At 71.1% G+C, this 23,772-nt stretch carries 20 protein-coding genes; 6 read left to right on the top strand and 14 right to left on the bottom strand.

Going from position 1 to position 23,772, the window contains the following annotated elements:
- Window positions 1-118: 118 nt before the first annotated feature.
- The 6 genes from QC283_RS05025 to QC283_RS05000 form a co-directional block, all read right to left on the bottom strand.
- Complete coding sequence (locus QC283_RS05025; RefSeq protein WP_279560115.1) at window positions 119-868, bottom strand: hypothetical protein; 750 nt, start codon at window positions 866-868, stop codon at window positions 119-121.
- A 233-nt stretch (window positions 869-1,101) separates the two neighbouring features.
- On the bottom strand, window positions 1,102-1,686 hold the full coding sequence (locus QC283_RS05020) for a hypothetical protein (RefSeq protein ID WP_279560114.1): 585 nt from the start codon (window positions 1,684-1,686) through the stop codon (window positions 1,102-1,104).
- Window positions 1,687-1,732: 46 nt separating this feature from the next.
- Window positions 1,733-2,320 carry a hypothetical protein gene (locus tag QC283_RS05015; protein ID WP_279560113.1) on the bottom strand — a complete coding sequence of 196 codons (588 nt, stop codon included), beginning with the start codon at window positions 2,318-2,320 and terminating at the stop codon, window positions 1,733-1,735.
- Window positions 2,321-2,427: 107 nt separating this feature from the next.
- Entirely contained in the window at window positions 2,428-3,018 is a 591-nt protein-coding gene (locus QC283_RS05010; RefSeq protein ID WP_279560112.1) for a hypothetical protein, read from the bottom strand.
- Window positions 3,011-3,529, bottom strand: coding sequence for a SigE family RNA polymerase sigma factor (locus QC283_RS05005; RefSeq protein WP_279560111.1), 519 nt, complete (start codon window positions 3,527-3,529; stop codon window positions 3,011-3,013). Before QC283_RS05005 ends, QC283_RS05010 begins: the two co-directional genes overlap by 8 nt.
- Window positions 3,530-3,682: 153 nt before the next feature.
- Window positions 3,683-4,156 (bottom strand): GntT/GntP/DsdX family permease, encoded by a 474-nt coding sequence (locus QC283_RS05000; RefSeq protein WP_279560110.1) that lies wholly within the window; start codon window positions 4,154-4,156, stop codon window positions 3,683-3,685.
- A gap of 149 nt (window positions 4,157-4,305) precedes the next feature.
- On the opposite strand from QC283_RS05000, the gene QC283_RS04995 reads away from it, so the two are divergent.
- The 5 genes from QC283_RS04995 (at window position 4,306) to QC283_RS04975 (ending at window position 13,075) form a co-directional block, all read left to right on the top strand.
- Window positions 4,306-6,348, top strand: coding sequence for a thioredoxin domain-containing protein (locus tag QC283_RS04995; RefSeq protein WP_279560109.1), 2,043 nt, complete (start codon window positions 4,306-4,308; stop codon window positions 6,346-6,348).
- 220 nt (window positions 6,349-6,568) lie between these two features.
- Window positions 6,569-7,831: a glycosyltransferase gene (locus QC283_RS04990; RefSeq protein WP_279560108.1), complete on the top strand. Its 1,263-nt coding sequence runs from the start codon at window positions 6,569-6,571 to the stop codon at window positions 7,829-7,831.
- Complete coding sequence (locus QC283_RS04985) at window positions 7,828-9,477, top strand: ArnT family glycosyltransferase (RefSeq protein WP_279560107.1); 1,650 nt, start codon at window positions 7,828-7,830, stop codon at window positions 9,475-9,477. The genes QC283_RS04990 and QC283_RS04985 overlap by 4 nt, the downstream gene beginning before the upstream one ends.
- Complete coding sequence (locus QC283_RS04980; RefSeq protein ID WP_279560106.1) at window positions 9,474-10,667, top strand: glycosyltransferase family 2 protein; 1,194 nt, start codon at window positions 9,474-9,476, stop codon at window positions 10,665-10,667. The genes QC283_RS04985 and QC283_RS04980 overlap by 4 nt, the downstream gene beginning before the upstream one ends.
- Entirely contained in the window at window positions 10,664-13,075 is a 2,412-nt protein-coding gene (locus QC283_RS04975) for a galactose oxidase-like domain-containing protein (RefSeq protein ID WP_279560105.1), read from the top strand. The genes QC283_RS04980 and QC283_RS04975 overlap by 4 nt, the downstream gene beginning before the upstream one ends.
- A 200-nt stretch (window positions 13,076-13,275) precedes the next feature.
- Here QC283_RS04975 and QC283_RS04970 read toward each other — a convergent pair whose 3' ends face one another.
- Window positions 13,276-14,007: a Mut7-C RNAse domain-containing protein gene (locus tag QC283_RS04970; RefSeq protein ID WP_279560104.1), complete on the bottom strand. Its 732-nt coding sequence runs from the start codon at window positions 14,005-14,007 to the stop codon at window positions 13,276-13,278.
- A gap of 61 nt (window positions 14,008-14,068) precedes the next feature.
- Window positions 14,069-14,773, bottom strand: coding sequence for a PAQR family membrane homeostasis protein TrhA (gene trhA / locus QC283_RS04965; RefSeq protein WP_279560103.1), 705 nt, complete (start codon window positions 14,771-14,773; stop codon window positions 14,069-14,071).
- Window positions 14,774-15,069: 296 nt separating this feature from the next.
- Between trhA and QC283_RS04960 the strand changes: the two genes are divergently transcribed.
- Window positions 15,070-16,899, top strand: a complete 1,830-nt coding sequence (locus tag QC283_RS04960) for a phosphoenolpyruvate carboxykinase (GTP) (protein ID WP_279560102.1) — start codon at window positions 15,070-15,072, stop codon at window positions 16,897-16,899.
- A 223-nt stretch (window positions 16,900-17,122) separates the two neighbouring features.
- On the opposite strand, the gene QC283_RS04955 is transcribed toward QC283_RS04960, so the two are convergent.
- From QC283_RS04955 to QC283_RS04930, 6 genes are all read right to left on the bottom strand, one after another.
- A complete protein-coding gene (locus QC283_RS04955; protein WP_279560101.1) occupies window positions 17,123-17,767 on the bottom strand; it encodes a hypothetical protein in 645 nt (214 codons plus the stop codon).
- A complete protein-coding gene (locus QC283_RS04950; protein WP_279560100.1) occupies window positions 17,754-19,313 on the bottom strand; it encodes a vWA domain-containing protein in 1,560 nt (519 codons plus the stop codon). The genes QC283_RS04955 and QC283_RS04950 overlap by 14 nt, the downstream gene beginning before the upstream one ends.
- Entirely contained in the window at window positions 19,310-20,530 is a 1,221-nt protein-coding gene (locus QC283_RS04945) for a toxic anion resistance protein (RefSeq protein ID WP_279560099.1), read from the bottom strand. The genes QC283_RS04950 and QC283_RS04945 overlap by 4 nt, the downstream gene beginning before the upstream one ends.
- Entirely contained in the window at window positions 20,527-21,606 is a 1,080-nt protein-coding gene (locus QC283_RS04940; RefSeq protein WP_279560098.1) for a substrate-binding domain-containing protein, read from the bottom strand. Before QC283_RS04940 ends, QC283_RS04945 begins: the two co-directional genes overlap by 4 nt.
- A gap of 319 nt (window positions 21,607-21,925) precedes the next feature.
- A complete protein-coding gene (locus QC283_RS04935) occupies window positions 21,926-22,348 on the bottom strand; it encodes an SCO4983 family protein (RefSeq protein ID WP_279560097.1) in 423 nt (140 codons plus the stop codon).
- 77 nt (window positions 22,349-22,425) lie between these two features.
- Window positions 22,426-23,637: a pyridoxal phosphate-dependent aminotransferase gene (locus tag QC283_RS04930; protein ID WP_279560096.1), complete on the bottom strand. Its 1,212-nt coding sequence runs from the start codon at window positions 23,635-23,637 to the stop codon at window positions 22,426-22,428.
- Between the last annotated feature and the right edge of the window lie 135 nt (window positions 23,638-23,772).

The raw sequence follows: 23,772 nt of genomic DNA, 5'->3' as shown, positions 1-23,772 counted from the left end.
TGCGACGGGGAGGCTATGGGGAGAGGTCCGCACGAGGTGCGACGGTGTGCCGTCCGGGGAGGCGCGGGTACGGGGGAGGACGGGCAGGACGGACACCGTGACGGCGGTGGAAATCCCGTCAGGGCCTGAACAGCGTCTTCAGGCTGGTCACCTGACCCGCTCCGTCGAAGACCAGGTCGTATCCGATGCCGTCGTAGAGGCTGGAGTCCAGCCGGTTCACCAGGGTGACGAACCGGGCCGGGGAGTACGGCAGCAGCTCGGCGTCCTTGGCCTCAGCGGTCTCGGTGCGAACCGGGACGGTCAGCAGCGTCCGGGCGTCCCCGGCCATGGGCACCGTGGTGAACGGGCCGGTGCCCGAGTTGATCTCCCAGGTGTCGAACTGGGTGTTGATCTTCTTCTCGGCGGGCCGTACCGACACATAGCTCCGTCCGTTGCTCGTCCAGGCCCTGTCGATCGTCACGAACTGCTCGGTGCCGGCGAAGGGGGCCCGGCCGGTCGAGGCCGGCGCGTCCTTCGCCGCCTCGCCGCCGCTGTCGGACCGGGTGTCCGTCCGCGGGGAAGGCGGTTGTGTCTTCGCGACGGTGGCGGGTCCCGCGGAATCCCGGCCGTCGTCCGCCCGGGAGCCCGAATCACCGGCGGGTGTGGAAGGCGACGCCTTCTTCGCGGCCTCGGCGGGGTCCGCGGACTTCTTTCCGTCATCCGGCAGGGCGTTCGTCCTGTCGGCCGAATCGGAGAGCGACGCGGTGTTCGCGTCCGCGGCGGACTCCATTCGGTCCGCGGGCTTTTGGCTGCATCCCGACAGGGCAATGGCCGCGAGGACGGCAACGGCGATCCAGTGCGTGGTGGTCCGGCGGTGCGAGGTGTTCATCGTCAACTGCTCCTGTAAACCTGTGTGGTTGGTGGGGTACAAGGTCTCTACGCATCGCACCGGCCACCGGGTTGCATCCCGATCAGGTCTATTTCGCGGAGTTTTTCGAGCACCCGGAACTGTGATGTCGCCGCATTCCCCGGGCAACGACAGATATCCCGCCGGTCAGGAGACCGGCGGGATATCGACGCCCGTTCCCGAACGAACGAACTCGGGAACCGCCGTCGACGAAGTTATCGTTGGCCGTCTCGTTCGACGGACAGCCAGAAAGCTTCTCTCAGCGATTGAATTCTGCCCTCGCCGTCGTAGTCGACGGCGAACACCCAGCGCGGTCCGGCACTCAACCGGCCCACCAGTTCGCCCAGCCGCATGTCCCCCGGCTTGCCGCCGGCCAGGTGCTTCACTTCCACCGGGGTGTGCGTCGGCGCGGTCACCTTGTGCACCACACCGGTACGAAGCTGCTCCACGGTGACCTGGACCGTATCCCCCTCCAGCAGCACCGCGCCGTACACGTAGCCGATCTCACCGGCGTACTCCTCACCCGGAGCCGGTACCGGCGGCACGAACCGTGAGGTGCTCGATGCCGCCGGCTTCACGGCGGCCGGTGCCGGCCCCGGACCGAGCCGGACCAGAGACAGGACTCCCACGGCCAGAGCGGCGGTCAGTACCACGCCGCCCGATGCCGCAGCCGCCTGCTTGCGGCGCCGCAGCCGATCGCCGCGTGCCCGGATCCGCTCCGCGGTCGCCGGTACGGCGAACCGCTGCCCCGAGGCGGCAAGATCGGCGAGGTGATGCTCCAAGCCGGACTCGTCAGCCATGCTCCGACCTCCTCCGTGGTCTCCGTGGGACCCGGGCGTGCGCGACTCACGGCCTGAACAGGGACTGCAACTTGACCACCTGACCCGCTCCGTCGAAGCTCAGGTCGTACCCGACGCCGGCGGAGAGCGTGGCGTCCATCTGCTTCAGCAGGGAGACGAACTCGGCCTGGGAGAACGGCAGCGGCTCGGCCCGGCCGCCACCGGACGCGTCCTCGCCGCGGACCGGGGTGGTCAGCAGGACCCGGGCGTCCTCGGCCATGGTCACCGTGGTGAAGGACCCGGTGCCGGGGATGATCTCCCAGGTGTCGAACCGGGTGTTGACCTTCTTCTGGGCGGGCCGCACCGACAGACGGGTCAGTCCGTCCTCGGTCCAGGCCCTGTCGATCGTGACGAACTGCTTGGTGCCGGCCCACGGGGTCCTGCTGGTCGACGCCTGCGCGTTCCGCGAACCTTCGCCGCCGTCCGACGGGGTGGCCGTCCCGCCACCGCCGGCCGGTGCGGTGTCCGTCACCGCGGCCGCCGTGGGAGCAGCCGTGGGCTCCTCGCCCTTCTCGCCGCATCCGCTCAGGACGAGGGCGCCGAGGGTGACAACACTGAGCAGGCGCGGGGTGGCCCGGCGGTACGAGACAGACATGGTCAACGTTCTCCTGGGAACCGGTGCGGTCGGGTTACACGGTCTCTACGCCGCGCACCGGCCCCCGGGTTGCATCCCAGCCGGACTTCTTCGGCTTCCGCCGAAGTTCAGTCGACTGTCAGCCAGGACGCCTCACGCAGCGACCGGACTCGGCCCTCACCGTCGTAGTCGACGGCGAACACCCACCGTGGCCCGCCACGCAGCCGGTCCGTCAGCTCCTCCAGCCGCACGTCCCCCGGCTTCCCGCCGGCCAACTGCTCCACCTCGACCGGGGTCTGCGGCGACAGGGTCACCTGGTGCACCACTCCCGTGGGTACGGTCCTTCCCCGCTCGGTACGAAGCTGCTCCACGGTGACCCGGACCGCGTCCCCCACCACCGTCGCGTCGTACACGTAGCCGATCTCGCTGGCGTACTCCTCACCCGGGGACGGCGTCGGGGGCACGAACCGCGGCGTGCTCGACGCTGTCGGCTTCGCGGCGGCCGGTGCCTGCTCCGGGCCCGGCCGGACCAGCGAGAGGCCTCCCACGGCGACAGCGGCGGCCAGCAGCACACCGCCCGACAGCTGGGCCGCCCGCTTACGGCGCCGACGCCGGTCACCGCGCACCCGGATCCGCTCCGCGGCCAGCGGCACGGCGGACCGTCGGCCCTCGGCCGCAAGACCGGCGAGGTGATCGTCCAAGCTGCTCTCGTCAACCACGTTCCACCTCCGAAACCCGGCCCTCCCGCGGATCCAGCTCGGTCTCGGCCAGAATCCTCGCCAACGCGGCCCGACCCCGGCTCAGCTGTGCTTTGACCGTACCGACGGGGCAGTTGGTCTCGGCGGCCACCTGCTTCACCTCCAGATCGCACAGGTGGTGGAGCACGATGGCCCGCCGCTGCGCCGCGGGGATCTGCCGCAGTGCCCGCACCAGCAGCACATGATGGGTGTCCGGCGGCGGTACGTTCGCGGGCGGGCCCTGGCGCCGCGCGAAGGAGAGCGCGGTACGCACCCGCCGCCACCGGCTGACCGCCAGCCGCCAGGCCACGGTGCGCACCCATGCCTCGGGTGCACCGTCCTGGTCCAGCCGGTCCCGATGCTCCCAGGCGCGGACGAAGGCTTCCTGGACCACGTCCTGCGCCTCGGCACGGTCGCCGGTCATGGCGTACAGCTGGCCGATGAGCCGCCCCACGCTCCCGGCGTAAAAGGCGTCGAACGCCTGCTCGTCCATTCCCCGCCTGCGGTTCCTGTGGCCGTACATGTGTTCAATCGAGCGAACAGTGTCACCCGTCAGGACCGTGGCGCAAGGCCCTCATCACGTCGCCGAGGTCTGGTCGACGACGGAACCGGGACGGCCGGGCACCCGCTGCTCGGGCCGGTGCGTTCAGACCAGGGCCAGGACGCCGCTGAGGGCGGCGGCGATGGCGAAGGCGGTCAGTCCCAGGAACGTCTCCATCAGCGTCCAGCTCTTCAACGTCGTACGGATGTCGATGCCCATGTACCGGTTGAAGAGCCAGAAGCCGGAGTCGTTGACGTGCGACAGCACCGTGCCGCCCGCCGCTACGGCGACGACGACGAGCGCGATCTCCGGCTGGGAGAGGTCCAACTCGCGTATGAGCGGCGCCACGATGGGCGCCGTGGTCACGATCGCGACCGTCTTCGAGCCGAGCGCCACCCGCAGGACCGTCGCTATGAGGAACGCGAGCACCACGGCCGGCAGCGCCGTCGAACCCATCAGATCCGCCAGCGCGTCCCCGGCGTTCGACTGCTCCAGAACGGCGCCGAAGACCCCGCCCGCGCCGGTCACCAGCAGCACCAGCGCCACCGGGCCCAGCGACGCCGAGGGAGTTCGACGCACAAGGCTGGGCCTTCGTTCCGCATGGCGTATAGGTGCGAGGAACTGTCCGACCCGCAGAGCGACGGTGAGTAAGTCAGCTCAGGGCCCATCCGTGCGTTGACCCCCGTGGCGCATGGGCGGGGCGGCGGCGCGTGCGCGAGTATGGGGACATGTCCAACCGACTCGCGCAGGCCACGTCCCCGTATCTCCTCCAGCACGCGGACAACCCCGTCGACTGGTGGCCATGGGCGGCGGACGCGTTCGAAGAGGCCCGGCGGCGCGACGTCCCCGTGTTCCTGAGTGTCGGCTACAGCGCGTGCCACTGGTGCCACGTGATGGCGCACGAGTCGTTCGAGGACGGGCCCACGGCCGAGTTCCTCAACTCGCACTTCGTGAGCGTCAAGGTCGACCGCGAGGAGCGCCCCGACGTCGACGCCGTCTACATGGAGGCCGTGCAGGCGGCGACCGGGCAGGGCGGCTGGCCCATGACCGTGTTCCTCACGCCGGACGCCGAGCCCTTCTACTTCGGCACCTACTACCCGCCCGAGCCCCGGCATGGCATGCCCTCATTCCGCCAGGTGCTCCAGGGCGTGCACCAGGCCTGGGCCGAGCGCCGGGACGAGGTCACCGAGGTCGCGGGGAAGATCGTGCGGGACCTCGCCGGGCGGGAGATCTCCTACGGCGACGCGCGGCCGCCCGGGGAGGCGGAGCTCGGGCAGGCGCTGCTCGGGCTGACCCGGGAGTACGACCCGCAGCGCGGCGGGTTCGGCGGGGCGCCGAAGTTCCCGCCGTCCATGGTGATCGAGTTCCTGCTGCGCCACCACGCCCGTACCGGCGCCGACGGCGCGCTGGAGATGGCGCGCGACACCTGCGAGCGGATGGCGCGCGGCGGGATCTACGACCAGTTGGGCGGCGGCTTCGCCCGCTACTCCGTCGACCGCGAGTGGGTCGTGCCCCACTTCGAGAAGATGCTGTACGACAACGCCCTGCTGTGCCGCGTCTACGCCCACCTCTGGCGCGCCACCGGATCGGATCTCGCCCGCCGGGTCGCCCTGGAGACCGCCGACTTCATGGTGCGGGAACTGCGCACCGCCGAGGGCGGTTTCGCCTCCGCGCTGGACGCGGACAGTGACGACGGGATGGGGAAGCACGTCGAGGGCGCGTACTACGTGTGGACGCCCGCGCAGCTCACCGAGGTCCTCGGGGCCGACGACGCGGCGCTCGCCGCCCAGTACTTCGGGGTGACCGTGGAGGGCACCTTCGAGCACGGCTCCTCCGTATTGCAGCTGCCGCAGCAGGAGGGCGTGTTCGACGCCGGTCGGATCGCCTCGGTCAAGGCGCGGCTGCTGGCCGCCCGCGACGGGCGCCCCGCTCCGGGCCGGGACGACAAGGTGGTCGCAGCCTGGAACGGGCTCGCGATCGCCGCGCTCGCCGAGACGGGTGCCTACTTCGAGCGCCCCGATCTGGTGGAGGCCGCCGTCGCCGCCGCCGACCTGCTCGTGCGGCTGCATCTCGACGAGCAGGCCCGGCTCTTCCGCACCAGCAAGGACGGCCGGGCCGGTGCCCACGCCGGGGTGCTGGAGGACTACGCCGACGTGGCGGAGGGCTTCCTCGCGCTGGCTTCGGTCACCGGTGAGGGTGTCTGGCTGGACTTCGCCGGGCTGCTGCTGGACCACGTCCTCACCCGCTTCACCGACGGCTCCGGCTCCCTCTACGACACCGCGTCCGACGCCGAGCGGCTGATCCGCCGCCCGCAGGACCCCACCGACAACGCCACCCCGTCCGGCTGGACCGCCGCCGCCGGCGCCCTGCTGTCCTACGCCGCCCACACCGGTTCCGAGCCGCACCGCACCGCCGCCGAGCACGCCCTCGGTGTGGTGAAGGCGCTCGGTCCGCGGGTCCCGCGCTTCGTCGGCTGGGGGCTGGCGGCGGCGGAGGCGCTGCTCGACGGGCCGCGCGAAGTCGCCGTCGTCGCACCGGCGTTGGACGACGACGCCGCGAAGGGCCTGCACCGTACGGCACTTCTGGGGACGGTGCCCGGCGCGGTCGTCGCCTTCGGCGTCGAGGGGAGCGACGAGTTCCCCCTGCTCGCCGACCGGCCGCTGGTGGACGGGGCGCCGGCCGCGTACGTCTGCCGGAACTTCACCTGTGACGCGCCGACGACCGATCCGGAGCGACTGCGTGCCGCGCTGCGTACGGCCCTGAACAGCTGAAACGACATAACCGGAAGTGTTCGGAACGCGACCGGAAGGCGAATTGTTCAGACCTGGTCCTCAGTGTGAGGAAACATGCTCTTCACTCAAACACCTTATGGGTTTCACAGGTTACCCCTAGTCTCTTCACCGTGACGCGGCGGAGCGGGCGCCCGGTCCGGGTGCTCCGCTCGGGTGCTCCGTCGCGCAGGGGGAGTTCGAAGATCTGGGGGGATCTTTCTTGCTTACGTCCGTCTTCATCGCTGCCGTCTCACTGGCGCTCTTCTGGATGGCGGCGTTCACGCTGTGGTGGCAGATGCACGCCTGGCGTACGCCGGAGGTTCTCGCCTCCACCCGGTTCAGCCCGCCCGACGGGGCCGAGCACGTGTCGTTCTCGCTGCTCCTGCCCGCGCGGCACGAGCAGGCCGTGCTCGACCACACCATCCAGCGGCTGCTGACCTCGTCCCACACCGACTTCGAGATCATCGTGATCGTCGGACACGACGATCCGGAGACCACCGTCGTCGCCGAGAGGGCCGCCGGCGCTGATCCGCGGGTGCGGGTCGTCGTCGACACCCACGAGAAGAAGAACAAGCCCAGGGCCATGAACACGGCGCTGCCGCACTGCCGCGGTGACGTCGTCGGGGTCTTCGACGCCGAGGACCAGGTCCACCCCGAACTGCTCGCCCACGTCGACCACGCCTTCCGCACCACCGGCGCCGACGTCGTGCAGGGCGGGGTCCAGCTGATCAACTTCCACTCCAGCTGGTACAGCCTGCGCAACTGCCTGGAGTACTTCTTCTGGTTCCGCTCCCGGCTGCACCTGCACGCGCAGAAGGGGTTCATCCCGCTCGGCGGCAATACCGTCTTCGTACGCACGGACGTGCTGCGGGCGGCCGACGGCTGGGACCCGGACTGCCTGGCGGAGGACTGCGACCTCGGCGTGCGGCTCTCCAGCACCGGCAAGAAGGTCGTCGTCGCCTACGACTCCGACATGGTCACCCGGGAGGAGACCCCGGGCACGCTGGTCTCCCTGCTCAAGCAGCGCACCCGCTGGAACCAGGGCTTCCTCCAGGTGTACCGGAAGAAGGACTGGACGCAACTGCCCACCTTCACCCAGCGGTTGCTGGCCCGCTACACCCTGATGACGCCGTTCTTCCAGGCCTTCACCGGCGTGATCATCCCGCTCAACGTGGCCGTCACGCTCTTCCTGGACGTGCCCGTCGGCATCGCCTTCATCACCTTCCTGCCGGCCGTCACCGCCCTGGTCACCTTCGTCTTCGAGGTCGTCGGCCTGCACGACTTCGGCAAGCAGTACGGCCTGCGGATCCGCTTCTCGCACTACCTGAAGCTGATCGTCGGCGGCCCCTTCTACCAGGTCCTCCTCGCCGGGGCCGCCGTCCGCGCCGTATGGCGTGAGCAGCGCGGCCGCACCGACTGGGAGCTGACCAGCCACGTGGGCGCCCACCTCGCACCCGCGGACCGAGAGGACGTTCCCGCGTGACCGACACCCTCCCCGCGGCGACCGGCACGAAGGTCCCCGCGCAGCGCCGGCCTGCCCACGACACCGCCCCGGCCCGCGAGAAGGCGGCGCCGCCGGGCCGGCTGCGCTCCTCGCGCCCCGACCTGCTGCTGTGCGGCGGGCTCCTCGTGGCGATCATGCTCGTGCAGGGCTGGAACATCTCCGACTACCCGACCCTCAGCGACGACGAGGGCACCTACCTCGCGCAGGCCTGGGCCGTCCAGCAGGGCGAGGGCCTGGCCCACTACACCTACTGGTACGACCACCCGCCGCTCGGCTGGATCCAGATAGCCGTGCTGACCTGGATACCCGCGCTGATCAGCCCCGAGTCGATGACCGTCGGCGCCATGCGCGGCGTGATGCTGATCGTCAGCGCCGTCTCCACGGTCCTGGTCTACGTGATCGCCCGCCGGCTCTCCCTGCCGCGCTGGGCGGCCGGCCTGGCCATGGTCCTGTTCGGCCTCTCCCCGCTGTCCGTCGTCCTCCAGCGGGAGATCTTCCTCGACAACCTCGCGGTGATGTGGACCCTGCTGGCGTTCGCGCTCGCCGCCTCCCCGAGCCGCCATCTGTGGCACCACTTCGGCGCGGGCATCGCCGCCGCCACGGCCGTGCTCACCAAGGAGACGATGCTCCTGGTCCTGCCCGCCGTGCTGGTCACCATGTGGCGGCACAGCCATCCGGACACCCGCAAGTTCGCGGTGACCGGAGCCGTCACGGCCTGTGCGCTCATCGGCTTCTCCTACCCCCTGTTCGCCCTGCTCAAGGGCGAGCTGCTGCCGGGCGCCGGGCACGTCTCCCTGTGGGAGGGCATCCAGTACCAGCTGACCCGTCCCGGCTCCGGCTTCATCCTGGACGAGGGCTCCGGCTCGTACGGCGTCCTCCAGTCCTGGCTCTACTACGACCGTGTCCTCCCGCTGGGCGGACTCGCGGGCGCGCTGCTGCTGCTGGCCACCTGGCGCTGGTCGGTCACCGCACGGTCCCTGGCCGGGCCGGCCCTGACGGTGGCGATCCTCGCCGTCCTCGCCCTGCGCCCGACCGGCTACCTGCCCGCGATGTACGTCATCCAGGCCCTGCCCTTCCTCGCCCTGGTCCTGGCCGGCGGCACCGCGAGCGTCGCCCACGCCGTACTGCGCCGATGGCGTACCGAGGCCGAGAACCGAGGGGTGACGCTCGGCCGGTACGCGCTCGCCGGCGTCCTGGTGCTCGCCGCCGGCGCCTACGTCGTACCCCGCTGGTACGACGGCGACCGCACCGCCGTCACCGCCGACGCCAACGCGCCCTACGAGGCCGCCGCCGACTGGCTGGCGACCGAGGTCCCGGACCCGGAGGACACCCGTGTCCTCGTGGACGACGCGCTCTGGCTGGATCTCGTGCACGCCGGATACGAACCCGGGCTCGGTGTCATCTGGTTCTACAAGGCCGATCTCGACCCGGCGGTGACGAAGACGATGCCGGGCGGCTGGCGTGACATCGACTACGTGGTCGCCTCGCCGACGGTGCGGCGCGACGCGGTCGACCTGCCCAACGTCAAGGCCGCCATGAACCATTCGGCCCCGGTCGCCGTCTTCGGCACCGGTGCGGACCGCATCGAGATCCGCCGAATCCAGCCTTCCGGAGCCGCCCGATGAGCCACGAGTCCACCGTGCCCGACGAGCTGGGCCATCCGGCCGTACGCGCCTCGGAGGTGCCCGAGCCGGGTGCCGTCACCATCGTCGTACCGACCTACAACGAGTCCGGGAACGTACGGCGGCTGCTGCGTCTGATCACCGAGTCCGTGCCGGCCCGGCTGCCCTGCGAGGTCGTCTTCGTGGACGACTCCACCGACGACACGCCGGAGGTGATCCGCGCGGTGGCGCCCGACTGCCCCTTCCCGGTCACCGTCCTGCACCGGGACGAGCCGTCCGGCGGGCTCGGCGGCGCGGTCGTCGAGGGCATGAAGGCGGCGGGCTCGGACTGGATCGTCGTCATGGACGGCGACTGCCAGCATCCGCCGTCCCTCGTGCCGGAGCTGGTCGCCACCGGGGAGCGGGCGAACGCCGGACTCGTCGTCGCCTCCCGGTACATCAAGGGCGGCAGCCGCGCCGGGCTCGCGGGCGGCTACCGGATCGCGGTCTCGCGCGCGGCGACCTGGCTGACCAAGGCGCTCTTCCCGCGCCGGCTGCACGGTGTCAGCGATCCGATGAGCGGCTTCTTCGCCATCCGCCGCAGCGAGGTCACCGCCGAGGTCCTCAAGCCGCTCGGTTACAAGATCCTCCTCGAACTGGCCGTCCGCAGCCGCCCCCAGACGGTCACCGAGGTGCCGTTCGTCTTCGAGGAGCGGTACGCCGGCGAGTCCAAGTCCACGGCGCGGGAGGGGCTGCGCTTCCTGCGCCACCTGGCCGGTCTGCGCACCGCCTCGCCGCTGGCCCGCATGATCGCCTTCGGGCTGATCGGGCTGAGCGGCTTCGTGCCGAACCTGGCCGCCCTGTGGGCGCTGACCGAGGCCGGGCTGCACTACCTGCCCGCCGAGATAGTCGCCAACCAGTTCGGCGTGGCCTGGAACTTCCTGCTCCTGGAGCGGCTGCTCTTCCGCGACCGGCGCCGGCACCGGCACTGGGCCGACCGGACCCTGCGGTTCGCGCTGATAGCCAACGCCGACCTGGTGCTGCGCATCCCGCTCATCGCGCTGCTCGTCGGCCAGTTCGGCCTGACCGTGCTGCCCGCCACCGCGCTCGCCCTCGTCATCACCTTCGTCCTGCGCTTCGCCGGGACGGAGGCGCTCGTGTACCTCCCGCGCCGATCCCGTACGGCCGACCGCACCGCAAGGAGTGACGCATGAGAAGAAGACCCCGGCACAGAACCTCCGCCCTCCTGGCGGTGTCCGCCCTCACCGGCGGGCTTCTGCTCACCGCGCCCCAGCCCGCCTCGGCCGCCAACCTGATCAAGAACCCCGGCTTCGAGACCGCCGGCACCGGTGACATGCCGTACTGCTGGGAGAAGTCGGGCTGGGGCGACAACGACTTCACCTTCGAGACCGTCGCCGACGCCCACTCCGGCACCAGGGCCATGAAGGTCGAGCTGACCCGCCGGACCGAGGGCGACCGCAAGGCCCTGATCACGGAGTCCGCCGAGTGCGCGCCGGTGGTGACGGAGGGCAAGCAGTACGAGCTGTCCCTCTGGTACAAGACCACCACCCCGGACGCCTCCCTCACGCTCTTCCGGCACGACGCCACCGCGGGCTGGCAGTACTGGACCGACCTCAAGGCCCTCGACCTGGCCGCCGACTGGACCGAGGCGAGCGTCCGCACCCCCGAGGTCCCGGCCGGTACCGACCGCATCAGCTGGGGCGTCTCCGTCTACGGCACCGGCTCGGCGACCACCGACGACTACACGATGGAGCAGGTCGCCGACCCGGTCCCGGACCCGGAGTGCACGGGTACCGCCGAGGAGTGCGAGAACGGCCGCTGGGACGTGCTGCCGACGCAGAACCCGGTCCGCTCCATGCACTCCGTCGTCCTGCCGGGCGGCAAGGTGCTGCTGATCGCGGGCTCCGGCAACGACCCGGAGATGTTCGAGGCGGGCACCTTCACCTCGGCGGTCTACGACCCGAAGACCGGCGACTACAAGACGATCCCGACGCCCGACGACATGTTCTGCGCCGGGCACGTCCAGCTCAAGGACGGCCGCGTCCTCGTGATGAGCGGCAACGCCGGCTACCCGTCGGCGGACGGCACCATCGGCTACCAGGGCTACAAGGACTCGTACATCTTCGACCCGGAGACCGAGACCTACATCAAGACCAACGACATGAACGACGGCCACTGGTACCCGTCGGCGACGATCCTCGGCAACGGCGACGTCATCTCCTTCGGCGGGCTGCGCGAGGACTCCACCGGGTCGGTGACGGCCGACCTGTGGTCGGACGAGCAGCAGAAGTGGCTGCCGACCTGGCAGGTCAACCAGACCTGGTCGTACTGGGGCCTGTACCCGTCGATGATCCTCATGCAGGACGGCCGGCTCTTCTACTCGGGCAGCCACGTCTTCGGCAACAACATCCCCGGCACCGGCTCCGCGATCTACGACTACGACGCCAACACCATCACCCAGGTGCCGGGCCTCCAGGACAAGGACGTGCGCGACCAGTCGGCCAGCGTGCTGCTGCCCCCGGCTCAGGACCAGAAGGTGCTGACCATCGGCGGCGGCAACATCGACTCCAACCCGGACGCCAACCGCCTCACCGACATCATCGACCTCAAGGAGCCCGACCCGGCGTACGTCGCCGGGCCGCCGCTCCCGCAGGGCACGGTGGACTTCGGTGACGGCCCGGTCCCGCAGACCGGCGACCAGGGCAAGATGTACGTCTCCACCGTCCTGCTGCCCGACGGCACGGTGCTGGAGACGGGCGGCGCCCTGCACAACCGGGCCAACCCGGTCTTCGAGACGTCGATCTTCGACCCGGAGACGGAGACCTTCGACCCGGTGGCGGTCGACCCGGAGGCCCGCGGCTACCACTCCTCGGCGTTCCTGCTGCCCGACGGCCGGGTGATGACGACCGGCGACAACCCGGGCAACGGCTCCTGGAACCACGACGTGTCCGTCTACACCCCGCCCTACCTGCTGAAGGGCGAGCGTCCGGCGATCACCTCGGTCATCGACACCGAGTGGAACTACGGCGACACCCAGCGGATCACCGTCGACCGGCCCATCGCCAAGGCGGAGCTGATCCGCCCGGCCGCCGTCACGCACTCCTCGGACCCGAACCAGCGGTTCGTGGACCTGCCGCTGTCGGTCGACGGGAACAACGTCGACCTCAACGTCACCAGCAACCCGAACCTGGCCCCGCCCGGCTGGTACATGCTCTTCGCGGTCGACGCGAACGGCGTCCCCTCGGTCGCCGAGTGGGTGCACCTGGACGGTCCGCAGGCGCTCAGCGCCAAGGACGCCTCCGCGCACGTCCACTCCTTCGCCGACGCCCCGCGGGGCAAGGTGGCGGGGCCCGGGAAGAAGCGGACGTCGCAGCCGGTCAGCCCGACCGTCTCCGGCTGCGACCGCCACTACGGCTCCGCCAATGTCTGCGTGCCGACCGCCTTCCCGGCCGAGGTGAAGAAGACGACGGCCGAGCGCTGCGACTGGCTGGAGCGCAATGACTACGGCCGCCTGGAGGTCAACGGCCAGGACGACCCGCTGCGCCTGGACCCGGACGGGGACGGCACGGCCTGCGGCAAGGGGGACGTCAGGCGCCGCTGAGGATCAGGGCGCCCAGCGTGAGCTGGGCGTTCCACTGCAGGGCGACGGCCCAGCACCTGGCGGTCGGCCACCGCGGGCGCGGCGCTGTGGGCCTGTTTCCGGGCGGCGGTCGGGCTGGGCGTACGGGCACTGGCGTGGCCCCGCACCTCCCACCGCGCCGGCCGCCCCCGGTGACCGGCGCGGATAGTCAACCGCCGTACTCAACCACCCTGGGTACCCCGGCGCACCGCCGCCTCCACGATGGCCTCCAACTGCTCGTGGTGCGCGCCCTTCCAGTACGCGCGCCCGCACGCCCGGCACTGCGCGAACACGTCGTACGTGCGCTCGGTACCGCCCTTGAGCTGGTCGGCCACCTCCTCCTTGGTGGCCTCGCCCAGCAGTCCGTTGCACGCGGTGCACCTGGTCCACGGGCGCAGCTCGGGGCGGAAGCGGTCCAGGACCTCCTGGAGCTGGTCGTCGGGGCGGGTGCCGTAGACGTAGGCGCCGGCCCACAGCTCGCGGCGGCGCAGCAGGCCGCGGTCGCGGCTGAGCATGACCCGTTTCTCTGCCGCGGACAGCGCGGCGAGCGCCGGGTCGCCGAGGTCCGTCGACTCGTACGCCGTGTCCACGCCGAGCAGCCGCAGCCGGCGGGCGAGGGTGCCGAGGTGCACGTCGAGCAGGAAGCGCAGGGGAGCGCCCGGGACCCGCTGGGGGTGTTCGACGGGGAGTACGCTCACCGACTCGCCGCCGGTGGGGACGTGTCCGGGCGGCACCTCGCGGCCGTCGACGAGGAGCGTGCCGACCTCGGTGAGGGGGACGCCGAGGGACTCGACGACATGGCCGAGCGTGGAGACTCCGTCGGTGGCCGCGCGGGCGGCGCCGGTGGGGCGGGCGCGCGGCACGAACAGGTGCAGTTCCGGGGCGAACTCGACGTGGATCTCGGGACCGTTCACCCGGTCAGGATGCCACGGGGGAGGGGCACGGCCTCGGTCTTTTCCGAGGCCGGCGGAGTCCCTAGTAGGCGACCAGCGAGATCCCCACGTAGTGCGCGATGAAGGCCGCCAGCGTGAAGGAGTGGAAGACCTCGTGGAAGCCGAACCAGCGCGGTGAGGGGTTGGGCCGCTTGAGGCCGTAGATCACGCCGCCCGCGCTGTAGAGCAGCCCGCCCGCGATCACCAGCACCAGGACGGCGATGCCGCCGGCCCGCATGAACTCGGGGAGGTAGAAGACGGCCGCCCAGCCCATGGCGAGGTAGCACGGCGTGTAGAGCCAGCGCGGGGCGCCGACCCAGAAGACGCGGAAGAGGATGCCCGCCGCCGCGGCGGCCCAGATGCCCCACAGCAGCCACTGGCCCTTGGCCTCGGGGAGCAGGAGCATCGTGAGCGGGGTGTAGGTGCCCGCGATGATCAGGAAGATGTTGGCGTGGTCGAGGCGGCGCAGTACGCCGTCCATCCGCGGGCTCCAGTCGCCCCGGTGGTAGAGCGCGCTGACGCCGAACAGCAGACAGGCCGTGAGGACGTAGATCCCGCAGGCGATGCGTGCTTCGGTCGACTCGGCGAGGGCGGTGAGCACCAGGCCCGCGACGAGGACGGCCGGAAACATGCCGAGATGCAGCCAGCCGCGCAGCTTCGGCTTGACCGGATGCGGCAGATCGAGCGCTACAGGGCCGCGGCCGGCGGCCGGCGTGTCCCTGGGCGCGTCGGAGGCGGACGCAGTCATAGGGACATCGTACCTACGGAACCGTAAGTTACGCATCAGTACGGACGTTCGCGGGTGCCGAGTGGTCATCGTCTCACGGGGTACCCGGCGCCGCACCCCCTCAGACCTCCGGCGAGAGTACGTGGCGATCCTCACTCCGCTCAGGTGTGACGCCCTCTGGACAGATGGGCGCTCACGTCGGATGATCAAATGAGTGCGGTCGACACCGGATGAGCGCCCAAGAGGTCAACGTCACGCATCCGGGTCGCAGCCCCCACGGGGCCTCCCAACAAAAAACCCCTCATTTAGGAGCAATCGTGGCGCGCGACATCGCTGCTCCCCCCGTCCCCACCAACCACCACGAGCTGATCTCGTGGGTGAACGAGATCGCCGAACTGACCCAGCCGGACGAAGTGGTCTGGTGCGACGGATCCGAGGCCGAGTACGAGCGCCTGTGCGGGGAGCTCGTCGAGAAGGGCACCTTCCGCAGGCTCGACCCGATCAAGCGCCCCAACTCGTACTACGCGGCCTCCGACCCCTCCGACGTCGCGCGCGTCGAGGACCGGACCTTCATCTGCTCCGCCAAGGAGGAGGACGCCGGCCCGACCAACCACTGGAAGGACCCCGCCGAGATGCGGGAGATCTTCCGGGGCACGGGCGGTGAGGGCGGCCTGTTCCGCGGCTCCATGCGCGGCCGGACCATGTACGTCGTGCCCTTCTGCATGGGCCCGCTCGGCTCCCCGCTCTCCGCGCTCGGCGTCGAGATCACCGACTCCGCGTACGTCGCCGTCTCCATGCGCACCATGACCCGCATGGGACAGCCGGTCCTGGACGAACTCGGCGACGACGGCTTCTTCGTCAAGGCCGTGCACACCCTCGGCGCCCCCCTCACCGAGGGCGAGGCGGACGTTCCGTGGCCGTGCAACAGCACCAAGTACATCTCGCACTTCCCCGAGGACCGCGAGATCTGGTCCTACGGCTCCGGCTACGGCGGCAACGCCCTGCTCGGCAAGAAGTGCTACGCCCTGCGCATCGCCTCCGTCATGGCCCGCGACGAGGGCTGGCTCGCCGAGCACATGCTGGTGCTGAAGCTGACCCCGCCCACCGGCGAGCCCAAGTACGTCGCCGCCGCCTTCCCGTCGGCCTGCGGCAAGACCAACCTCGCCATGCTGGAGCCCACGATCTCCGGCTGGACCGTCGAGACGATCGGCGACGACATCGCCTGGATGCGCTTCGGCGAGGACGGCCGCCTGTACGCCATCAACCCCGAGGCCGGCTTCTTCGGCGTCGCGCCCGGCACCGGTGAGCACACCAACGCCAACGCGATGAAGACCCTGTGGGGCAACTCCGTCTTCACCAACGTCGCCCTCACCGACGACGGCGACGTGTGGTGGGAGGGCATGACCGAGGAGACGCCCGCCCACCTGACGGACTGGAAGGGCAACGACTGGACCCCCGAGTCCGGTACGCCCGCCGCGCACCCCAACGCCCGCTTCACCACGCCCGCCGCGCAGTGCCCGATCATCGCGCCGGAGTGGGAGGACCCCAGGGGCGTGCCGATCTCGGCGATCCTCTTCGGCGGGCGCCGCGCCACCGCCGTACCGCTGGTCACCGAGTCCTTCGACTGGAACCACGGCGTCTTCCTCGGCGCCAACGTGGCCTCCGAGAAGACCGCCGCCGCCGAGGGCAAGGTCGGCGAGCTGCGCCGCGACCCGTTCGCCATGCTGCCGTTCTGCGGCTACAACATGGGCGACTACATGGGTCACTGGGTCGACGTGGCCAAGGACAAGGACCAGGCCAAGCTGCCCAAGATCTACTACGTCAACTGGTTCCGCAAGGACGACGAGGGCAGGTTCGTCTGGCCCGGCTTCGGCGAGAACGGCCGCGTCCTGAAGTGGATCGTGGAGCGCCTGGAGGGCAAGGCGGACGGCGTCGAGACCCCGATCGGCGTCCTGCCGACCAGGGAGTCCCTCGACACCGACGGCCTCGACCTCGCCGACGCCGACCTGGACTTCCTGCTCAGCGTCGACAAGGAGGTGTGGCGCGAGGAGGCGGCACTCGTCCCCGACCACTTCAACACCTTCGGCGACCACACGCCCACCGAGCTGTGGGACCAGTACCACAACCTGGTGAAGCGCCTGGGCTGACCGCCACCCCGTCACCCACCCGGCTCCGCGGCCGGTCCGACTAGCCCTGACCCGCGAAGTCGTCACGAAGGCAGGCCGCGAGGGGGCTCCCTCCCGCTCCAGTAGCTCGCAGTACCCCGGAGCGTGAGGGAGTCCCGATCGGGCCGGGTCCCCGCACAACGGCGTGCGACGGACCCGGCCCTTCGGCGTTCTCCGCACGTCGGCACGGGCCGTGCGCCGCCCGTCAGCCGGAACGGTCCTCCAGATACCGCGTGTGGGACTCCTGCCGCCGGGCCTCGGTCTCCCGCAGCTCGGCCGTCAGCCGCTCCGCCTCCTCGTGGAGCAGCGCGAGCTGCCGCTCCAGATGCCGCTCCGGCGGCTCCTGCCCCGGCGTCATCCGCGTCCACCACCGGGTCCGCACGTACGCGTCGACGGCCTCCGGCACGTCCTGCCGCACCGCCCGCGACACCGCGTGCACGGCCTCCGGGTCGGCCGCCAGCACCTCGGCGACCCAGCCCGGCTCCAGCAGCGCGGCCAGCAGGCCGGTCAGCTCGGTCAGGCGCCCGCGGGCGGCCGACGGCAGCTCGACATCGGCCAGATAGGAGCGCAGCCGGCCGAAGTCGCCGCGCACCTCCTCCAACTGGGCCGACAACTGGGCCGACAACTGGGCCGCCGGGTCCGGGAAGTCGGGCGGCGCGGGCCGTTCCGGCGGGGCGAGAAGCGCGCCGGCGCCGTACAGCCCGGCGACGACCACGGGCCAGTACGGCCCCGCAGCCCCCGTGAAGGTCAGCACCACACCCGCCAGCCCGCAGGCGCTGCCGGTCAGGTTCTTGCGGGATTCCAGATACGCCCAGGCCCGGCCCTCGCCGTTGTCCCTACTGGTAACCACGGATCTCCTCGAAGGCGCCGTCCAGCGAGCCCTTCCGGGCGTCGAAGAGACGGCCGCCGGTCAGTTCGGCGATGTGCGCCAGCTCCGCGCGGTCGGAGTCGCCGAAGAGGATGGGGAAGACCGGGATCTCCCGCCGGGCCCCGCTCAGCGAGCCGTAGAAGCGGTCGAAGTCGGCCGCGTCGGCGCCCTCGGTGTTCTCGCCGTCCGTCATCAGCACGATCGAGGTGAACGCGTCCCGTCCGCCGCCGAGATGGTCGTACGCCTTCTCCAGCGAGGTGTAGATCGCGGTGTCGCCCTGGGCGGTCAGGCTCCTGGTGTCCCGGCGAATGCCGTCCAGTCCGGAGCGCGGATCGGCGGGGTCCACGACGTGGGTCGTCACCCGTTTCACGTCCGTCCCGAACGGCATCAGCGTCACCTCCTCGCGGTCGCGGAAGTCACCGGTGAGGGCGGTGAGCGCCTCCTTCAGCCGGCGCAGCCGCTCGCCCTCCATCGAGCCGGAGGTGTCGAGGACGTACACCGTCCGGGACGGGCGGCGCAGGTCGTTCTCGTACGCGTCGAGCAGGCCGTCGGCGACGGACCGGGTGCCGGGGGAGGGCAGTTCGCGCCGCCGGCTCGTGTCCAGGCCGGGCGCGGGCGGCACCGAGGCGAGGACCGGACGGCGGTGCGTGCCGCGGGTGATCTCCCGCTGGATCTCGGGGGTGCGCAGCGCCTCGGCGAGGCGGCGGACGTTCTCGCGGGTCGAGGCGTGCGTCGACGTGAGCGTGGAGAGCGGGTAGTCGGCGGTGACCACGCCGTCGGTGGGGCGGAAGACGGTGAGGCCCTCGATGCCCTTGAGGACGGACTCGTAGTTGAGCAGCGCGTCGACGTTTCCGCGCCGCTCGTACGCCGTCGCCAGCCAGCCCGACGAACCCGAGGTCAGTTTCTGCCCGGTGAAGAACTTCCTCAGCCGCGGGGTCGCCTTCGCCACGTCGGCGTCCGTGAGCGCGGACTGGGCGCCGGAGAGCGCGGAGGCGACCGAGACGAGCGAGGCGAAGCCGGAGTTGGAACGGGCGGGGTCGGTCATGCCGTAGGTGAGCTTCCCGTCGGTGACGGCCCGCTCGACCTGGGACCAGGTGACCTGCCCGGGCCGCCAGCCCAGCTTCCGGGCGGTGGCGTCCTTCACGCCGACGGCGACGGGGCTGGTCATCACCGGTGTCTCGGAGACGATCCGTTTCGCCGCCTCGGGACGCAGTCGCAGCGAGTCGTTGGACGACAGCCACAGCGCGTCGTACTTCAGGTCCGTTCCGCCCTTCGCCAGCAGGTCCACGGCGTCGAGAGTGCCGATGGGGGTGAGGCGGACGGTGATTCCGGTGTCCTCGCGGATCCTGTCCAGCACCGGGGCCATGTCGGTCAGCTCGCTGGAGGCCAGGACGCGCAGGGTGCCGGGCTCGGCACCGCCGGGCGCGCCGGGAGTCGGCGCCCCGTCCTTCCCGGTCTCCTTCTCCTGTGTCGTGCAGGCGGTGAGGAGGGCGACGGCGGCGAGGCAGACGGCGAGGGCGCGTCTCATCCGAGCCCTCCTTCCCGGGACTCCGGCGCGCCCTGCGCGCGGCTGCGCTCCAGGTAGGCGCTCGCGTGCCGGAGTTCGCCGGTGAGGGACTCCACGGTCGCCGCCATCGCCTCCGTCGCCTGGACCTTGTAGGTGTCGATGGCGTCGAGGGTGCGGTAGATCTGCTGGAAGGCGGTGCGCAGGGTCTCCGCTCCCACCGCCGGGTCGGCGGCGATGCGCTGGATCTCCCCGCTCTGGGTCGCGAGCATCTCCGCGTTGCCCCGGATCAGGTCCTCCGTCGTCCCGCGCAACGCGTTGACCTGCTCGACGACCTTCTTCTGGTGGTCCAGGGCGGAGGCGAGCATCACGGAGATCCGCAGCGCGGAGACCGTGGTGGTGGCCGCCCGGTCGACGCCCTTGACCAGTTCCTCGTTGTTGCGGCGTACGACGTCCATGGCGAGGTAGCCCTGCGCGCACACCGCGAGCTGGGTGAGCAGGTCCTGGTGCTTCTGCCGGACCGCGAAGAGGACGTCCGCGCGCAGGGCGTCGGCGGCCTGCGGGTCGGCCGGCTCCACACCGGCGACGTGCCGCTCGACGGCCGTGTCCAGGGCTTCGGTGAGTACGACGTACTCCTGGAGCTTGCCCATGGTCTCCCACAGGCGGACCCGTTCGGTCTGCAACGCGGCGTTGTCGCGGCGCAGTTCGTCCTGGCCGCCGCGCAGCGAGCCCACGATCCCGTTCAGGGTGCCCTGGGCGGAGGCGTACTTGGCGATGTGGTCGCGCAGTCTGTTGCCGCCGGGCAGCCGGGAGAGGAACTTGCGGCCCTTGTTCGCGGGCAGCTCGCGCGGGTCCAGGTCCTCGACCACGCGCCGCAGTTCCACCAGCGAGCCCGCCACCCGCGCCTGGGCGTCGCCGCCCCGGTCGGGCAGGCTGCGCACGGTGCGCTCCAGCATGCGGTTGGACTGCGCGGCGGCGGTCCGCATCTCGGCGGTGCCGAGCCCGGTGATCTCGCCGACCTTGCCGGCGAACTCCGGCGACCGGGCGTCGAGCGCGGCGAGGCCCTCGACGTAGGCGGCCGCTCTGCGGGCCATGTCGGCGCGAGCCGCGTCGTCGACGGGCACGAGTCCGCCGGCCTGCTCCCGGGGCACGGGTGCGACGGGCTCGGGCGGGGTGAGGGTGAGAGTGAAATCGTCGTCAGTACCGGTCACGTGGCCGATCCCCCTGTGTTCCGCTGTCATCCGCCCGCCCGGCGGGCCAGCTCGTGCAGCACCTCGTAGGTGGGCACGGGCGCCTGCCGGACGCCGGTCAGCTGCTGGTTGAGATACGCGGTGTGGGCCTCGGTCGCCCTGGCGAACTCGGCTCCGGCGCCCTGCGGCCGGAATCCGTGCCGCACGGCCAGGTCCCGCAGCCCCGGGTCGGTGGCGAGGAGCTCGCCGAGCGCGCGGCCCTCGTCGGTGAGCGGTACGACGGTGTGGTCGCTGGTGGCGGTGGTGTCCGGGTACAGGACGGTCACGTCCGCGACGCTCTGGCCGCCCTCCCGCAGCAGCGAGGCGACCTGTGACTCGTACACCAGCACCAGTGGGTCTCCGACGCCGCTGGTGAAGTCCCGGAACAGCGCGTCCGTGCTGGACTTCTGGCCGCCCTGGGCCCGGACCAGCTCGCGCATCAGGGGCGCGGTCCGGTCCACGTCGGCTTCGCTCGCGACCACCCGGTCGCCGTTCGCGACGTAGGAGGCGGCGGCCAGGTAGAGGGCGCCGGAGTTGGAGGTCTCCGGGTCCGTCGTCGCGATGTACACGGTCCCGGTCAGTTCGCCGTGCTCGTCGGCGTCCTTCAGCTGCTGCCAGGTGCGGCCGTCGCGGGCCGCGTCGAGGTAGGCGCGCATCTTCAGGGTGCCGCCCCGGTTGCGGTCGAGCGTGGCGAGCCCGTTCGCCGCGAGGACCTGGGCGGCGTCGCGGTGGGCGACCACGACGATCGGCGAGTAGAAGGGCCGGGGCAGCGGCTTGCGTACGCCGTGCTTGTCGGCGAGCTCGTCGGCCGGGGCCTGGCTGGACGGGAAGGCGAGGTCGTAGCCCCCCAGGTCGAGCTCCTCCATCGCCCAGGATCCGGAGGTCTCCGTCCGTACGGTGTAGCCCTCGGCGGCGAGGGCCTCCACCACGTCGGGATCGGCGAAGAACGCTTCCTTCTCCGACCCGATGACAGCGCGCACGGTCTTCGTTGCCGTGGCCTTGTCCTCCGCTTGCCGGCCCGCGACGACGGCTGCCACCACTCCGCCGATCAGCAGGACGGCGAGGACGATTCCCGAGATACGTCTCACACGCGGAGCATGCTCCCGGAACTCAACATTCCTGACGTGCGCCCATGAACGGGGGGTGTCGTACCGGACCCGGACACGCAACGCCGACGAGGAAAGCGCCCCGAAGGGGCGCGGGGAACTGCGCGATCAGCCACGACGGACGGAAGCCGCCAACCGGCAGCCGGCCCCACGGCGCCCTGGCGATCCAGCCAAGGCCAACGCAGTGAGTGGCACCCGGTCCGCGCGTCGCTGCGGGTGCGCGCGGACCGGGGCCGTGTGGGGGAGCCCTGTGCGGGCTCAGGGGGCCGGGCCCGTGGCGAACGGGCTCAGGGGGCCGGGCTCAGTGGGACGCGAGTGCGCGCGGCTCCAGGGCCGCGGCGTGCGCGTCCATGCGCTCGGCGGACAGGATCGCGACCGCCGTGTCGGCGCGGGAGGCCGCCACCACCAGGGCGCGGCCCGCCAGGGTGTGCGCCCGGCGGTGCAGGGCCGCCGACTGCGGCTCGGAGTGATCGGCGGTCACCGGCGCGCGGACCGGCGCCGGTCCGCCCCGCAGCCGGGCCACCTGCTCGGCGAGCCGGTCGGCCGCGGCGTCCAGGTCGGGGGAGGGGGCCGGCGCGCGCAGCTCGTCCGTGACGGCGAGCAGTGCCGCGAGGTGGCCCGCGAGCTGGATGTCCAGCTCTTCCTCCCGGGACCGGTGGGGGAAGTCCGAGGTGTCGCCGGCCATCGTGCTGTGGACGGACCTGGTGCGGATCGGTTCGTACATGGGACGGCCTCCTGAGTTCTTCAGGAAACCATCCTACATTGGATTCAATCTAAAATTGACGGAGATCGGAACTTGGTTCAGTGCTGGCTGTAGCCGTCCAGGAAGTTCCCGATCCTGTCCACCGCCTCGCGCAGGTCACTGGCGGTCGGCAGGGTCACCACCCGGAAGTGGTCGGGCTCGGGCCAGTTGAAGCCGGTGCCCTGGACGACCATGATCTTCTCCTGGCGCAGCAGGTCCAGGACCATCCGCCGGTCGTCCTTGATCTTGAACACCTTGGGGTCGAGCCGCGGGAAGAGATACAGCGCGCCCTTCGGCTTCACGCAGGTCACGCCCGGAATGCTGGTCAGCGCCTCGTGGGCGGCGTCCCGCTGCTCCCGCAGCCGCCCGCCCGGCAGCACCAGCTCGTTGATGGTCTGCCGTCCGCTGAGCGCCGCGACCACGCCGTGCTGCCCCGGCATGTTGGCGCACAGCCGCATGTTCGCCAGGACGGTCAGGCCCTCGATGTAGGACTCGGCGTGCGCGCGCGGCCCGGAGACCGACATCCAGCCGACCCGGTAGCCGGCCACCCGGTACGCCTTCGACATGCCGTTGAAGGTGAGGGTGAGCAGGTCCGGGGCGATCGAGGCGGTCGGGGTGTGCGTGGCCTCGTCGTACAGGATCTTGTCGTAGATCTCGTCGGAGCAGACCAGCAGGTTGTGCCGGCGCGCGATGTCGGTCAGCCCGCGCAGCATCGCCTCGTCGTACACCGCGCCCGTCGGGTTGTTCGGGTTGATGACGACGAGCGCCTTGGTGCGGTCGGTGATCTTCCGCTCCACGTCCGCGAGGTCCGGCATCCAGTCGGACTGCTCGTCGCAGCGGTAGTGCACGGCCGTCCCCCCGGAGAGCGAGACGGCGGCCGTCCACAGGGGGTAGTCGGGCGCCGGGACCAGGACCTCGTCGCCGTCGTCCAGCAGCCCCTGCATCGCCATCACGATCAGCTCGGAGACGCCGTTGCCGATGAAGACGTGCTCGACGTCCGTCTCGATGCCGAGGGTCTGGTTGTGCATGACGACCGCGCGGCGCGCCGCCAGCAGGCCCTTCGCGTCGCCGTACCCGTGGGCCGTCGACACGTTGCGGAGGATGTCCTCCAGGATCTCCGGCGGGCACTCGAAGCCGAAGGCGGCCGGGTTGCCGGTGTTCAGCTTCAGGATGCGGTGCCCGGCCGCTTCCAGCCGCATCGCCTCCTCGAGCACGGGGCCCCGGATCTCGTAACAGACGTTGGCGAGCTTGGTCGACTGGATCACCTGCATGTCCGTGAGCTTACGACCCGGTTGCGCGTCATGGGCCGTGTTGTCCGCCACGTGGGACGTGTGGTTCGGGTGGATTTCCGACGACTTCGCCGTAGGGCAGGACAGGGCAGGGCTGCCGCCGGGTGGTGACCCGGC

It is taken from the genome of Streptomyces sp. DH41 (genome assembly GCF_029813785.1).
Lineage (GTDB): Bacteria > Actinomycetota > Actinomycetes > Streptomycetales > Streptomycetaceae > Streptomyces.
Note: the sequence above shows the minus strand (reverse complement) of the source record. Positions and strands in the feature narration are given on the sequence as shown.

Excerpts from the sequence above, each read along its gene's own strand:
- QC283_RS04950 (WP_279560100.1), bottom strand. The coding sequence starts at position 19,313 with ATGAGACGCGCCCTCGCCGTCTGCCTCGCCGCCGTCGCCCTCCTCACC.
- trhA (WP_279560103.1), bottom strand. The coding sequence starts at position 14,773 with ATGACTGCGTCCGCCTCCGACGCGCCCAGGGACACGCCGGCCGCCGGC.
- QC283_RS04980 (WP_279560106.1), top strand. The coding sequence starts at position 9,474 with ATGAGCCACGAGTCCACCGTGCCCGACGAGCTGGGCCATCCGGCCGTA.
- QC283_RS05005 (WP_279560111.1), bottom strand. The coding sequence starts at position 3,529 with ATGGACGAGCAGGCGTTCGACGCCTTTTACGCCGGGAGCGTGGGGCGG.
- QC283_RS05025 (WP_279560115.1), bottom strand. The coding sequence starts at position 868 with ATGAACACCTCGCACCGCCGGACCACCACGCACTGGATCGCCGTTGCC.
- QC283_RS05020 (WP_279560114.1), bottom strand. The coding sequence starts at position 1,686 with ATGGCTGACGAGTCCGGCTTGGAGCATCACCTCGCCGATCTTGCCGCC.
- QC283_RS05015 (WP_279560113.1), bottom strand. The coding sequence starts at position 2,320 with ATGTCTGTCTCGTACCGCCGGGCCACCCCGCGCCTGCTCAGTGTTGTC.
- QC283_RS04995 (WP_279560109.1), top strand. The coding sequence starts at position 4,306 with ATGTCCAACCGACTCGCGCAGGCCACGTCCCCGTATCTCCTCCAGCAC.
- QC283_RS04935 (WP_279560097.1), bottom strand. The coding sequence starts at position 22,348 with ATGTACGAACCGATCCGCACCAGGTCCGTCCACAGCACGATGGCCGGC.
- QC283_RS04975 (WP_279560105.1), top strand. The coding sequence starts at position 10,664 with ATGAGAAGAAGACCCCGGCACAGAACCTCCGCCCTCCTGGCGGTGTCC.
- QC283_RS04930 (WP_279560096.1), bottom strand. The coding sequence starts at position 23,637 with ATGCAGGTGATCCAGTCGACCAAGCTCGCCAACGTCTGTTACGAGATC.
- QC283_RS04945 (WP_279560099.1), bottom strand. The coding sequence starts at position 20,530 with ATGACAGCGGAACACAGGGGGATCGGCCACGTGACCGGTACTGACGAC.